This window comes from Streptomyces sp. NPDC057474 (genome assembly GCF_042802555.1).
Lineage (GTDB): Bacteria > Actinomycetota > Actinomycetes > Streptomycetales > Streptomycetaceae > Streptomyces.
Window position 1 is genome coordinate 1 of the sequence record NZ_JBHVDX010000054.1, and the last position, 13795, is coordinate 13795.

The 13795-nt window shown below is 69.5% G+C and carries 13 protein-coding genes; 3 read left to right on the forward strand and 10 right to left on the reverse strand.

Translation table 11 applies throughout. From position 1 onward, the window contains the following. Positions 1-64: 64 nt before the first annotated feature. Complete coding sequence (locus ACFU53_RS17745) at positions 65-418, reverse strand: ATP-binding protein (protein WP_383992587.1); 354 nt, start codon at positions 416-418, stop codon at positions 65-67. A gap of 133 nt (positions 419-551) precedes the next feature. Continuing rightward, a complete protein-coding gene (locus ACFU53_RS17750; protein ID WP_383992590.1) occupies positions 552-1718 on the reverse strand; it encodes an adenosine deaminase in 1167 nt (388 codons plus the stop codon). Positions 1719-1831: 113 nt separating this feature from the next. Between ACFU53_RS17750 and ACFU53_RS17755 the strand changes: the two genes are divergently transcribed. Further along, positions 1832-2602 (forward strand): prolyl oligopeptidase family serine peptidase, encoded by a 771-nt coding sequence (locus ACFU53_RS17755; RefSeq protein WP_383992593.1) that lies wholly within the window; start codon positions 1832-1834, stop codon positions 2600-2602. A 106-nt stretch (positions 2603-2708) separates the two neighbouring features. Here the strand turns inward: ACFU53_RS17755 and ACFU53_RS17760 are convergent, their stop codons facing one another. Further along, positions 2709-3701, reverse strand: a complete 993-nt coding sequence (locus tag ACFU53_RS17760; protein WP_383992684.1) for a LysR substrate-binding domain-containing protein — start codon at positions 3699-3701, stop codon at positions 2709-2711. Between the two features lie 66 nt (positions 3702-3767). On the opposite strand from ACFU53_RS17760, the gene ACFU53_RS17765 reads away from it, so the two are divergent. Together ACFU53_RS17765 and ACFU53_RS17770 are read left to right on the forward strand one after the other, a co-directional pair. Further along, positions 3768-5045 (forward strand): MFS transporter, encoded by a 1278-nt coding sequence (locus ACFU53_RS17765; protein WP_383992595.1) that lies wholly within the window; start codon positions 3768-3770, stop codon positions 5043-5045. 201 nt (positions 5046-5246) lie between these two features. After that, positions 5247-6257: a sigma-70 family RNA polymerase sigma factor gene (locus tag ACFU53_RS17770; protein WP_383992598.1), complete on the forward strand. Its 1011-nt coding sequence runs from the start codon at positions 5247-5249 to the stop codon at positions 6255-6257. On the opposite strand, the gene ACFU53_RS17775 is transcribed toward ACFU53_RS17770, so the two are convergent. The 7 genes from ACFU53_RS17775 to ACFU53_RS17805 form a co-directional block, all read right to left on the reverse strand. Then, the gene (locus ACFU53_RS17775; RefSeq protein WP_383992601.1) at positions 6150-6536 is read right to left on the reverse strand and encodes an STAS domain-containing protein; all 387 of its coding nucleotides are present in this window, start codon (positions 6534-6536) and stop codon (positions 6150-6152) included. The genes ACFU53_RS17770 and ACFU53_RS17775 overlap by 108 nt on opposite strands. Positions 6537-6592: 56 nt before the next feature. Continuing rightward, positions 6593-7876, reverse strand: a complete 1284-nt coding sequence (locus ACFU53_RS17780) for a thymidine phosphorylase (RefSeq protein WP_383992687.1) — start codon at positions 7874-7876, stop codon at positions 6593-6595. Between the two features lie 109 nt (positions 7877-7985). Continuing rightward, complete coding sequence (locus tag ACFU53_RS17785; RefSeq protein WP_383992604.1) at positions 7986-8378, reverse strand: cytidine deaminase; 393 nt, start codon at positions 8376-8378, stop codon at positions 7986-7988. Further along, a complete protein-coding gene (locus ACFU53_RS17790; RefSeq protein ID WP_383992607.1) occupies positions 8375-9640 on the reverse strand; it encodes an ABC transporter permease in 1266 nt (421 codons plus the stop codon). Before ACFU53_RS17790 ends, ACFU53_RS17785 begins: the two co-directional genes overlap by 4 nt. Continuing rightward, positions 9637-10773 carry an ABC transporter permease gene (locus tag ACFU53_RS17795; protein ID WP_383992609.1) on the reverse strand — a complete coding sequence of 379 codons (1137 nt, stop codon included), beginning with the start codon at positions 10771-10773 and terminating at the stop codon, positions 9637-9639. Before ACFU53_RS17795 ends, ACFU53_RS17790 begins: the two co-directional genes overlap by 4 nt. Continuing rightward, positions 10773-12341, reverse strand: coding sequence for an ABC transporter ATP-binding protein (locus tag ACFU53_RS17800; protein WP_383992611.1), 1569 nt, complete (start codon positions 12339-12341; stop codon positions 10773-10775). The genes ACFU53_RS17795 and ACFU53_RS17800 overlap by 1 nt, the downstream gene beginning before the upstream one ends. Positions 12342-12613: 272 nt before the next feature. Next, positions 12614-13666 carry a BMP family protein gene (locus ACFU53_RS17805; RefSeq protein WP_383992614.1) on the reverse strand — a complete coding sequence of 351 codons (1053 nt, stop codon included), beginning with the start codon at positions 13664-13666 and terminating at the stop codon, positions 12614-12616. Positions 13667-13795: the final 129 nt, after the last annotated feature.

Consider the following 13795-nt stretch of genomic DNA (forward strand, 5'->3'; position numbering starts at 1 on the left):
GTACCGGGGGCGCCCCACCGCCGTATGGGACGCGGCGTACCGAAGACGCCGTAGAGGGAAAGCCTCAGCCGCCGAGGGGCAGGCCGTTGGTGCCGAGGCCCTTGGTGGGGAGGGTCTTGCCGACGGGGAGGCCGCCGAGCAGTTTGGCGACGGGGGCGGTGGGGCCCTCGGCGCCCGCAACGGCGGGCTGTGCGGTTTCCAGACCGGCGCCGAGCGCGCGCTGACCCTGGGTGAGGCCACCGGCGGTGCCCGGCAGCGTCTTCGTGACGTTCTCCACGGGCAGCGCCTGGGTGGCGGCGCCCAGGGCCTGGGAGGCGTCGGGGACGCTCGGGGCGGCGTTCGCGGCGCCCGCGCCCGCAGCGGCGATGGCGGCACCGACGACGGCGACACCGAGGGTCTTGGCAGCAGACTGCTTCATGTTGAATGCGTCCTTGGAATGCGTTTGACGGGTGGTGAGCGGTGCCGAAACGTAAACACCAAAGTCCCGCCGGAGGCAAACACCGAAAAGCGGCCGCGTCGCCGTCCGCGTGACCGCTTCCCGAAGTCGCCGTTCAGCTCTGTTCGTCGACAGAACCGCTGGTGGAAGCCGTTTGCCGGAACAGCCACTCGGATTTCAACTCGGCGTATCCGGGCTTGATCACGTCATTGATCATGGCCAGTCGTTCATCGAAAGGAATGAATGCTGACTTCATAGCATTGACCGAGAACCACTGCATGTCGTCGAGCGTGTAGCCGAATGCCTCGACAAGATGCTCGAATTCGCGGCTCATGCTCGTGTGGGACATCAGCCGATTGTCGGTGTTCACGGTGGCCCGGAAGTGCAGTCGCCGCAGCAGACCGATGGGGTGCTCGGCGTACGAACGGGCGGCGCCGGTCTGGAGGTTGGAGCTGGGGCACATTTCCAGCGGGATGCGCTTGTCGCGGACGTAGGAGGCGAGGCGGCCCAGCTTCACGGAGCCGTCCTCGTGGACCTGGATGTCGTCGATGATGCGGACGCCGTGGCCGAGCCGGTCGGCGCCGCACCACTGCAACGCCTGCCAGATGGAGGGAAGCCCGAAGGCTTCCCCGGCGTGGATGGTGAAGTGGTTGTTCTCGCGCTTGAGGTACTCGAAGGCGTCGAGGTGCCGGGTGGGCGGGAATCCGGCCTCGGCGCCGGCGATGTCGAATCCGACGACGCCGAGGTCGCGGTAGCGGTTGGCGAGTTCGGCGATCTCCAGGGCGCGGGCCGCGTGCCGCATGGCGGTGAGCAGGGCGCCGACGCGGATGCGGTTGCCGTCCGCCCTGGCCCGCCGCTCGCCCTCCCGGAAGCCCTCGTTGACGGCCTCGACGACCTCTTCGAGGCTGAGCCCGCCTTCGAGGTGCTGTTCGGGGGCGTAGCGGACCTCGGCGTAGACGACGCCGTCGACCGCGAGGTCCTCGGCGCACTCGGCGGCGACGCGGAACAGCGCGTCGCGGGTCTGCATGACGCCGACGGTGTGGGAGAAGGTCTCCAAGTACCGCTCCAGCGAGCCGGAGTCGGCGGCCTCGCGGAACCAGACGCCGAGCCGGTCGGGGTCCGTTTCCGGGAGGTGGGGGGTGTAGCCCGAGGCGTGGGCGAGCTCGACGATCGTGCCGGGGCGGAGCCCGCCGTCGAGGTGGTCGTGCAGCAGAACCTTGGGCGCCCGGCGGATCTGGTCCGAATCCGGGGTGTTACCGGTCGGGTCGGTCTGGTTCGTCATTTTCGCACGATATCGCCTACGCGCGTAGAGCGCCTGTCGGGCGGTCCTGTCGATACCCAAAGGTGACCCACAGGACGGGTGGCGTACACCATGTCTTCTGACACTGTTCTGTCATGGCGCAGCAAGCAATGCCGGTTCGTACGCCCCGAATTGGGCGGACGATCGGCCCGGAGCCGAGCACGGTCAGCGGAGTCGTTCTGCTCCTCCCGGCCGGTGACGAGGCATCCACCCGCAGACCCTCCCCCATGATGGCGACGGCCTCCGTGCGTGCCCTCGGCCGACGGCTCGCCCGCGCGGGCCGTACGGAGGGGCTGGCGGCGCATGTCGTCCACTACCGCTACCGGGGCTGGAACGGCACGGAGGCGCGGCTCGCGCGGGACGCCGAGTGGGCCGCGGACGAGGTGGTGCGGCGCTATGGAGACGTGCCGGTGTGTCTTGCCGGGCTCCACATGGGGGCGCGGGCCGCGCTGCACGCGGGTGGGCACGAGGCCGTCAACTCCGTGCTGGCCATCGCTCCTTGGCTGCCCGAGGAGGATGTGGCCGCGCCGCCCGAACCGGTGAAGCAGTTGGCGGGGCGGCGGGTGCTGATCGTGCACGGGACGAATGACGAGCGGGTGGATCCCGAGTTGTCGTTCCGGTTCGCCGCGCGGGCGAAGAAGACGAACCCTGACATCTGTCGGTTCGAGGTGCATGCGGATCGGCATGGGTTGACGCAGTACCGGGACGAGGTGCATGCGTTGGCTTCGGATTTCGTGATGGGGGCGTTGTTCGGGAGGGCTTTCGCGCGGCCTGTGGAGGATGCGCTCGCCGCTCCGCCGCCGTTGGGGTTGCGTATGCCGCTCGCCTCCGGCTTCGGCCGGCAACGCTCGCATCAGGGTGGTTGACGGCGTCTCGCGGCTGCGGGGCGTTTGCGGCTGGTCGCGCCCACGCGGCGGAGCCGCATATCGATACGGTCCCGCGCCCCTGAAAGCGGCGGGAACCGTGCCTGCGTCAGTCGTGGAGGAGGCGGCCCCTTCTCGACAGCAGGAACTTCTTGAAGGCCGCCACCGGGGGTGTGTCCGGGTGGCCGTCGAGCCAGGCCACGCCGATTTCTCTGGCGGCTCTCGGGGACGTGACCGTCAGTTCGACCACTCCTGGTCTCGGGACGGCCGGGGGTGGGAGGAGGGCTACGCCCAGGCCCGCCGCCACCAGGCCCCGTAGGGTTTCCGTCTCCTCTCCCTCGAAGGCGATGCGGGGTTTGAAGCCGGCCTCTTTGCAGAGGTCGTCGGTGATGCGGCGCATGCCGTAGCCGGGTTCGAGGGTGACGAAGGTTTCGTCGGCGGCCTCGGCGAGGCGGACGCGTTTGCGGGCGGCGAGTCGGTGGTCGGCGGGGACGACGAGGCGGAGTTTCTGTTCGTCGAGGCGGCGGGCCACCAGGTCGGGGGCGTCCGGGACGGGCGACGTGAGGCAGAGGTCGAGGTCGCCGGCTCGCAGGCGTTCGAGCATGGCCTCGCCGTAGTTCTGGACCAGGCTGAAGCGGACGCGGGGGTGCTCGGCACGGAAGGCCTGGAGGAGGCCGGGGACGGTCTCGGCACCCATGGTGTGCAGGAAGCCGAAGGCGACCTTGCCGGTGGCGGGGTCGGCGTCGGCGCGGACCTCGTCGGCGGCACGCTCGATCTCGGCGAGGGCGCGTTCGACGGAGGCGTGGAAGGTGCGTCCGGCGTGGGTGAGGGACACCGTGCGCCCCCGGCGTGCGAACAGGTCGACGCCCAGGTCCTGTTCCAGCCGGACCATCGCCCGCGACAGCGTCGACTGCGGGACCTGCATCTCCTGCGCGGCCCGGGTGACGTGCTCGGTGCGGGCGACTCCAGCGAAGTAGGCGAGGCGCGGGGCCAGGCGCAGGACGATGTCCTCGATGGCCTCCGGGTCATCGTTGGCATGGCCATCGATTTGATTTGTGTCACTGGACTGTGACAGGTGCCGCCCTGACCTCTGCTCATGCATCACGGGAACGATTATGGGGGTTCCATGCATTGGACGGATGAGTGGCGGCATACGTAGTTTCGAGGCATGCCTTCCGCCAGTACCGAGGCGTCCACCACCGTGGGCGCCGTATCAGCCACGTCCGACCGTTCGCCCGCCGCCGACTCCCGAGTGGCCCCCGGTGGGCCCGGCTACCGCCGGATGAGTCTGGCGCTGTTCCTCGCGGGTGTGGCGACCTTCGCCCTCCTGTACTCCACGCAGGCTCTGCTGCCGCTGATCTCGGACGGCTTCGGTAGTACGGCGAGTGCGGCGAGCTGGACGGTGTCGGCGGCGACCGGGGCGCTGGCGCTGTTCGTGCTGCCGATGAGCGCGCTGTCGGAGCGGTTCGGGCGGCGTACGTTGATGACGGCGTCGATGGCGGTCGCGGTGACGGTCGGGCTGCTGATCCCCTTCGCGCCCTCGCTGGGGGCGCTGGTGGTGCTGCGGGCCGTGCAGGGCGCCGCGCTGGCCGGTGTGCCGGCCTCGGCGACCGCCTACCTCGCCGAGGAGGTCCGTCCCAAGGCCCTCATCACCGCGATCGGGCTCTTCGTCGCCGGCAACAGCGTCGGCGGCATGAGCGGGCGGGTCGTCACCGGGTGGGTCGCTCAGGAATGGGGCTGGCGGGTCGCGCTGGGGGCCCTCGGGGTGATCGCCGTGGGGTGCGCGGTGGCCTTCCGGCTGCTGCTGCCGGCGCCGAAGCACTTCGTGGCGGGGTCGCTGCGGCCTCGGGTGCTGGGTCGTACGGTGCGGGCGCATCTCAGGAATCCGCTGTTGTGCCGGCTGTACGCGATCGGTGCGCTGTTCATGACGGTCTTCGGTGGTGTCTACACGGTCATCGGCTATCGGCTGACCGACGCGCCCTTCTCCCTTCCGCAGGGGGTCATCGGGTCGATCTTCCTCGTGTACCTGGTGGGTACGGTGTCGGCGTCCACCGCCGGGAAGCTGGTGGGGCGGCTCGGTCGGCGGGGTGCGCTGTATCTCGCGGGCGGTACGACGACCGCCGGGCTGGTGGTGTCGCTGTCCGACTCGCTGGTGCTGGTGCTGCTGGGGCTGGTGCTCATCACTGCCGGGTTCTTCGCTGGGCATGCGGTGGCTTCGTCGTCGGTGAGTCACACGGCGAAGGAGGGGCGGGCGCAGGCGTCCGCGCTGTATCAGTCGGCTTATTACGTGGGGTCCAGTGCGGGGAGCACGCTCGGGGCGGTGGCCTTCCATGCGGGGGGTTGGGGCGGGACCGTTTCACTGGGGCTGTTGGCTGTGCTGGGGGTTGTGGGGGTCACCGTGGTGGGGTCGCATGCGGCTCGACGTGGGCCGGTGCCGGTTCACTGAGTTCTTTTCGACCCCCGCCGCCTCCACCCCCGAGCGCGGTTCGTCGTAGTTGCTCGCGCAGTTCCCCGCCCCCACCCACCCGCAGACGACACACAAGCCCCCTGACCTGCCCTTTCCTTCCTTCACCAGGCCATTGTCAGTGGGCTGCGGTAGCTTCCGGAGTGTTGGTACGCACAGGTACGCCACAGGGGTGGGTTGGCCATGAGTGACGGTACGGCGACGGTGACCGCGGAGCTCGACGTCCGGTTGGAGAAGCACCGGGTCGAGCTGACCGGGTACTGCTATCGAATGCTGGGCTCGTCCTTCGAGGCGGAGGACGCCGTGCAGGACACGATGATCCGGGCCTGGCGGAGTTATGAGAAGTTCGAGGGTCGGTCCTCGCTGCGGTCGTGGCTCTATCGGATCGCCACGAATGTCTGTCTCGACATGCTGACCGCGGGGAACAAGCGGGCCCGGCCCATGGATCTCACCGATTCGACGCCCCTCGCCCAGGCCGCCCTCGCCCCCCGCCCCGACAACACCTGGCTGGAGCCGGTGCCGGACGCCCGGGTGCTGCCGACGACCGACGATCCGGCGGAGGCCGCCGTGGCCAAGGAGTCCGTGCGGCTGGCGTTCGTCGCGGCGCTGCAGAAGCTGCCGTCGAAGCAGCGTGCCGTGCTCATTCTGCGTGAGGTGCTGGCGTGGAAGGCCAGCGAGGTCGCCGAACTGCTCGATACGTCCGTCGCCTCGGTGAACAGCGCCCTGCAGCGGGCCCGCGCGACCCTCGCCGAGGACGACGGGCAGGTCGGGGCGGCCAATGTCTCCGACCCGCTGGACGAGGAGCAGCAGAAGCTCCTCGATCGCTATGTGGCCGCCTTCGAGGGGTACGACATGGCGGCGCTGACAGCCCTGCTGCACGAGGACGCGGTCATGACGATGCCGCCGTTCGACCTGTGGCTGACCGGCACGAGCGACATCACCGGGTTCATGACCACGCTCGGCGCGCCCTGTGCCGGGTCGCACCTCGTGCCGGTCGCGGTGAACGGACTGCCGGGCTTCGCGCAGTACAAGCCGGACCCGGAGAAGGGCGGTTTCAGCGCCTGGGCCGTGCAGGTGCTGGAGATCTCAGATGGCCGGATCGCCGGATTCCACTGCTTCCTCGACACCGCCCGCTGGTTCCCCCTCTTCGACCTGCCCCTCCACATCGAAGGCAAGCCCGACCAGGTGCAGTAGCGCGCACAGCGCCGGGTCGGGATCCCGCAGCCGTATCCGGCCCCCGGCGCGTTTCGCCGCGAGCTGCATCCGGGCCAGTGCGTCGACGGTGCCGAGGCCCGGCGGTCCGATCCCGGCGACATCGCACACCAGCACACCGCCCCCGGTCCCCTCGAGCCGCGCTCGTACCTCGGCACAGAGCCGAGGCACCTCGTCCCGGGTGACGGGGCCTGGCAGCACGAGTACGGCGGGTGTCGTCGCGTCCACGATCTGTAGACCGGGCAGCGTCCCGGAATTCATCGCGGAGGCGACCGCACCCGCCGTGAGCTGCCCGGATTCGTCCGGACAGGCCTGCCTCAGGCGATCCGGTCCAGCACGATCGGGGTCGGGGTGAACGCCGTGCCCGGGGCCGCGATGTCGTAGGACCCCTCCACGGCCCGCAGGGCGTACTCGAAGCGCTCCGGGGTGTCCGTGTGGAGGGTGAGGAGGGGCTGGCCCTCGGTCACCGTGTCGCCGGGCTTGGCGTGCATCTCGACGCCCGCGGCTGCCTGGACCGGGTCCTCCTTGCGGGCGCGGCCGGCGCCGAGGCGCCAGGCGCCGATACCGATGTCGTACGCGTCGAGGCGGGTCAGGACACCGGAGGCGCTCGCCTTCACCACGTGCTGCTCGCGCGAGGTCGGCAGTTCGGCGTCCGGGTCGCCGCCCTGGGCGGCGATCATGCGGCGCCAGGCGTCCATCGCCGAGCCGTCGGCCAGCGCCTTCGCCGGGTCGGCGTCCTTCACGCCGGCCGCGTCGAGCATCTCGCGGGCCAGGGCGATGGTCAGCTCGACGACGTCCGCCGGGCCGCCGCCCGCCAGGACCTCGACCGACTCACGGACCTCCAGAGCGTTGCCCGCCGTCAGGCCCAGGGGGGTCGCCATGTCCGTCAGGAGGGCCACCGTCCTGACGCCGTGGTCGGTCCCGAGGCCCACCATCGTCGACGCCAGTTCCCTCGCGTCCTCGATGGTCTTCATGAAGGCTCCGCTGCCCACCTTCACGTCCAGGACCAGGGAACCCGTGCCCTCGGCGATCTTCTTCGACATGATCGAGGAGGCGATCAGCGGGATCGCTTCCACCGTTCCCGTCACGTCCCGCAGCGCGTAGAGCTTCTTGTCCGCCGGGGCCAGGCCGTCGCCCGCCGCGCAGATGACCGCGCCCACCTCGTCCAGGACGTTCAGCATCTCCTCGTTGGAGAGGAGGGCGCGCCAGCCCGGAATGGACTCCAGCTTGTCGAGGGTGCCGCCCGTGTGGCCGAGGCCCCGGCCCGAGAGCTGGGGGACGGCCGCGCCGCAGGCCGCCACCAGCGGGGCGAGGGGGAGGGTGATCTTGTCGCCGACGCCGCCCGTGGAGTGCTTGTCGGCGGTGGGGCGGGACAGGGACGAGAAGTCCATGCGCTCGCCGGAGGCGATCATCGCGGCCGTCCAGCGGGCGATCTCGCGGCGGTCCATGCCGTTGAGGAGGATCGCCATGTTGAGCGCGGCCATCTGGTAGTCGGCGACCTCGCCCCGGGTGTAGGCGTCGATGACCCAGTCGATCTGTTCGTCGCTGAGTTCGCCGCGGTCCCGCTTGGTGCGGATGACGGAGATGGCATCCATGGACAACAACGTCATGGCCTTCCTTTCGAGGGTTCCGAAAGCGATCCGATGAGGAGATACGGATCGGAAAGTGTGCGGCCCCTCCGACCGTTCGTCAGGAGGGGCCGCACGGGAGTCACTTGGTGAGATGGTCCGGGCCGAAGGCCTGGGGCAACATCTGCGAGAGAGGGACGATTCCCGCCGGGGTTTCCAGCAGAAGGTCCGCGCCGCCGAACTCGTACAGCAGCTGCCGGCAGCGGCCGCACGGGACGAGGACCTCGCCCTTGCCGTCCACGCAGGTGAAGTGCGTGAGACGCCCGCCGCCACTGTTCTGCAGCTCCGAGACCAGGCCGCACTCCGCGCACAGGCCGAGGCCGTACGAGGCGTTCTCGACGTTGCAGCCGGAGACGATCCGCCCGTCGTCGACGAGGGCGGCCACGCCGACCGGGTAGCCGGAGTACGGGGCGTACGCCCGGGACATGGCGTCCCGGGCCACCGTACGAAGCCCGGCCCAGTCGACGGCGGTCATTTGCCCTGTCCCTTCCGGTACGGCAGGCCGTCCGCCTTCGGCATCCGCAGCCGTTGGGCGGAGAGCGCGAGGACGATGAGCGTGATGACGTACGGCGTGGCGGCGACGACCTGGTTGGGGACCTCGTTGGTGGTCGCGTACCAGGTGAAGACCAGGGCGCCGACCACGAAGGTGATCGCGGCCGGGACGTACTTCTTGCGGACGGCCTGCCAGATCGCGCCGATGATCAGCAAAAGGGCGCCGAGGAGCAGCAGGGCGTGGACGTTCTCGGAGCCGCCGCGCAGGTTGAGGCTGTCCGTGTAGCCGAAGAGGCCGGCGCCGATGGCGAGCCCGCCCGGCATCCAGTTGCCGAAGATCATCGCGGCGAGACCGATGTAGCCGCGGCCGCTGGTCTGGCCCTCCAGGTAGAAGGGGTTGGCGACCATGGAGAGGAAGGCGCCGCCGAGGCCGGCCAGACCGCCGGAGATGATCACGGCGAGGTACTTGTACTTGTAGACGTTGACGCCGAGGGACTCGGCGGCGACGGGGTTCTCACCGCAGGAGCGCAGGCGCAGACCGAAGGCGGTGCGCCACAGGATCCACCAGGTGGCGGGGATCAGCGCGACGGCGACGAGGGTCAGCCAGGAGACGTTGGTGACCAGGCCGCCGAGCAGTCCGGCGATGTCGGAGACGAAGAACCAGCCCTTCTCGTTGAGGGTCTGGAGCGCGTCCGACAGTCCGGGCACCGTGAAGTCGCCGAGGGAGTCGACCGGCGGGGACTGCTTGGCCGAGCCGCCCTGGTGGCCCTCGAAGGCGAGGGGGGCGAGGTAGCGGGTGGCGCCGAGGGCGAGGATGTTGATGGCCACACCGGAGACGATGTGGTTGACGTTGAAGGTGACGGTGACGAAGGCGTGCAGCAGACCGCCGATCGCGCCGCCGGCGATACCGACCAGGACACCGGTCCACGGGCCCCACTGGAAACCGGCCCAGGCGCCGAACCAGGTGCCGAGGATCATCATGCCTTCGAGGCCGATGTTGACGACGCCCGCGCGCTCGGCCCACAGACCGCCGAGACCGGCCAGGCCGATCGGGACGGCCAGCTCCAGTGCGGTGGACATCTGGCTGACGTTGGTGATGCCGTCGGCGCCGGTGACGATGCGGACGATCGAGGTGAGTGCCAGGACGCCGGCGATGACCAGCAGCAGCACGGGCAGCGACAGCCTGCGGCCGGTCGGGGCGGCCGGCTGCAGCGTGGGCTGGTTGACGTCGGTTGCGGTGGTCATCGGCCAGCCACCTCCTTCTTGGCGTTGTTGTTGTCGGAGCCGTCCGCGCCGAGGACGTGGCCCGCGGCGAGCTCGGCGCCGACCCGGCGCTGTTGCCGGCGCAGACCCCACTCGCGCACGGTCTCGTACGAGACGACGACCGAGAGCACGATCAGGCCCTGCATGATGACCGCGATCTCCTTGTCGTAGCCGTGGAAGTCCAGCTCCGGGGAGGCCTTGTCGAGCCAGGCCCACAGCAGGGCGGCGAAGGCGATGCCGACGGGGCCGTTGCGGCCGAGGAGGGCGATGCCGATACCGAGGAAGCCGATGCCGGTGGGGAAGTTCAGGCTGTAGGTGTGGGTGTCGCCGAGCAGGATCGGCAGGCCCGCGAGGCCCGCGACACCGCCGGAGATCAGCATGGCGGTGAGGATCATGCGCTTGGGGTCGACACCGCTGGCCGCGGCGGCCGACTCCGAGGCGCCGGAGGCGCGCAGGTCGAAGCCGAAGCGGGTGCGGTTGATGACGACCCAGTAGCCGATGCCGAGCAGGACGGCGAGGAGGACCAGGCCGTAGATCTCGCCGGCCTTGCCCATGTCGATGCCGGGCACCCAGCCCGACTCGGCCATCTCACCGGTGGTGTTGTTGTTGCCGACCTTGACGCCGAAGACGTTCGGCAGCCAGAGGTAGCCGATGACGGAGGTCGCGATCGCGTTCAGCATGATCGACGCGACGACCTCGCTGACGCCCCGGGTGACCTTGAGGACACCGACGATGCCGGCCCAGAAGGCGCCGGTGAGGATCGCGGTGAGCATCAGCAGCGGGATCTGGATGACCGCGGGCAGGTCGACGTGGGCGCCGACGATCGCGGTGATCATCGCGCCGAGCAGGTACTGGCCGTCGACACCGATGTTGAACAGGTTCATCCGGAAGCCGATGGCCACCGCGAGGGCCGCGATGTAGTACAGCGTGGCCTGGTTGATGATCCGGACCTGGATGTCGGAGAACGTGGCCTGCTCGAACATGATCGAGAAGGGCTCGACCGGGTTCTTGCCGGAGGCGAGCAGCACGATCGCGGTGAGCGCGAAGGCCACGGCGAGCGCGAGGACCGGGCCGGCCACCGCGAGGAGCACGCGCTCCCTGTCGAACTTCTTCATCAGCGGGCCTCGTCTTCCGGAGACTCGGGAGCCTTGCTCGGGGTCTCGGGGGTCTCTTCGTGTTCGAGGTGGCCGGTGACGGCGCCGGTCATGGCCGAGCCCAGCTCCTCGGGGGTGATGGTGGCCGGGTCGGCGTCGGCGACCAGCTTGCCGTTGTAGATCACCCGGAGGGTGTCGGACAGACCGATCAGCTCGTCCAGGTCGGCGGAGATCAGCAGCACGGCCAGGCCCTCGCGGCGGGCCTCGCGGATCTGGTCCCAGATCTGGGCCTGCGCGCCGACGTCCACGCCGCGGGTGGGATGGGCGGCGATCAGGAAGCGCGGCTTGTGGCTCATCTCGCGGCCGACGATCAGCTTCTGCTGGTTGCCGCCGGAGAGGGAGGCGGCGGTGACGTCGATGCCGGGGGTGCGGACGTCGTACTCGGCGACGATCCGGCGCGTGTCCTCCTGGGCGGCCTTCGGGTCGAGCCAGACGCCCTTGGCGTTCGGCCGCTCGGTCACATGGCCGAGGATACGGTTCTCCCAGAGGGAGGCCTCCAGGAGCAGACCGTGCCGGTGGCGGTCCTCGGGGATGTAGCCGACGCCCTGTTCGCGGCGCTTGCGGGTGTGCCAGGTGGTGATCTCGTCGTCGGCAAGCGAGATCGTGCCGGAGTCGGCGGACTTCAGGCCGATCAGCGCGTCGACCAGCTCGGTCTGGCCGTTGCCCTCGACACCGGCGAGGCCCAGGACCTCGCCCGCGTGGATGGTGAAGGTGATGTCGTCCAGGAGCGCCTTGCCGCCGGCAGTCTCCAGGCGGAGCTTCTCCACGGTGAGTACGGGGCGGTCGGTGACCGTGGACTCGGCCGTCTCCGGGGTGGGCAGCTCGCTGCCGACCATCAGTTCGGCGAGCTGGCGCGGGGTGGTGTCGGCGGGGACGGCCGTGCCGACCGTCGTACCGCGCCGGATGACGGTGATCTCGTCGGCGACGGACAGCACCTCGCCCAGCTTGTGCGAGATGAAGATGACCGCCAGGCCCTGCGTCTTGAGCTCACGCAGGTTGGCGAAGAGCCCCTCGACCTCCTGCGGCACGAGCACGGCGGTCGGCTCGTCCAGGATCAGGGTGCGGGCGCCTCGGTAGAGGACCTTGAGGATCTCCACGCGCTGGCGCTCGGCGACACCCAGCTCCTCGACCAGGACGTCGGGGCGCACCCCGAAGCCGTACCGCTCGGAGATCTCCTTGATCTTGCGGCGGGCCTTGGCGCCGATGCCGTACAGCTTCTCGCTGCCGAGAACCACGTTCTCCAGAACGGTGAGGTTGTCGGCGAGCATGAAGTGCTGGTGCACCATGCCGATGCCGCGCACGATGGCGTCGGCCGGGGATGAGAAGGTGACCTGCTCGCCGTCGACCGCGATGGTGCCCTCGTCCGGCTTCTGCATGCCGTAGAGGATCTTCATCAGGGTCGACTTGCCGGCGCCGTTCTCCCCGACGAGGGCGTGGACGGTGCCCTTGCGGACGGTGAGGTGGATGTCGTGGTTGGCCACGACGCCGGGGAATCGCTTGGTGATCCCGGCGAGTTCGACGGCGGTCACCGATTCGTTGACCGCCGCGTCGGCCGGAGGGCTGCTGGACGCGTTGATGGCGCACTCTCCTGGGAAAGGGGGTCGTCTACGCGCGTAGCGCCCCTACGGCATCGAAAGCGGGCGGCGACGCACCGAGACAACGGGGTACAGGGAGCGATACTCCCCGTACCCCGTTGAGCGGACGTAACCCCGCGGTTACTGGCGACCTCGGGATTGCCTGAACTCCCCCGGGGCCGCCCGGCTGCTCATGGTGTAGCTGGGTCGGCCGGCCTCGACCTGGATCAGCCGGTCTTGACCTTGATCTCGCCGCTGATGATCTTCTCCTTGGCCGTGGTGATGGCCTCCTGGAGCTCGGTGTTGCTCTTGAACTTCGGGTTGGAGTCGGCGAGGCCGACCTCGCCGCTCTTCAGATCGCCCCTGACGATACCGGTCCCGGGCTTGCCCTCCTCGACCGACTTCGCCAGGTTGTACACCGCCTTGGCGACGTCCTTCGTCGCCGAGGTCAGGATGATGTCCTTGTACTTCGCGAGGGCTTTCTGCCGGTACTGGTCGGAGTCGACACCGATCGCCCAGATCTGGTCGATCTCGGCGGCCTCGATCACGCCCTGACCGGACAGACCGGCCGCCGCGTAGAGGACGTCGGCCCGCTTCTCGATCTGGCCCTCAGCGGCCGCCTTGCCCTTGTCCGGGCTGGAGAAGCCACCCTCCTCGGCCGTCTGGGTGAGGTACTGGGTGAGGACCGTGGCCTTCGGGTTGGTGTCCTTGACGCCCTGCTCGAAGCCCGCCTGGAACTTGTGGATCAGCGGGATGTCCACGCCGCCCACGAAGCCGACGACGTTGGTCTTGGTGGACTTGGCCGCCGCGACACCGGCGAGGTACGAGGCCTGCTCCTCGGAGAAGACCAGGTCCGCGACGTTGTCCAGCTGGACCGTGGAGTCGTCCACGATGCCGAAGGTGGTGTCCGGGTACTGCTCGGCGGCGGCCTTCACAGCCGTCGCGTACGCGTAGCCGACGCCGACGACCGGGTTGTAGCCCTGCTTGGCCAGGGAGACCAGGCGCTGCTCCTTGTCCGCGTCCGTCTCACCCTCGGTGGGCTCGATGTCCTGGGTCTCGTACCCGAACTCCTCCTCCGCCTTCTCCAGACCCGCGTACGCGGCGTCGTTGAAGGACTGGTCGCCCTTGCCGCCGATGTCGTACGCGATGGCGAGGCCCTTGTCACCCTTGGAGTCGGCGGAGGACGAGGCCTCCGTCGAGGTGCCGCCGCAGGCGGAGAGGACGAGGGCGAGGGAGGCGGTCGCTGCGCCTGCGACCGCTGTGCGGGAAACCCGGCGCATGTGTTGGTGCTCCTGTCGTACTAGCGCCGGGGGGTACTGCTCAGTAGGTGCTTCACAGCGTCGGCGCCGTATGTGGCTTTCGCCGCAGAGTAACGCGCGTAGACCCTCCGGGAAAGACTGGGTGGCCAC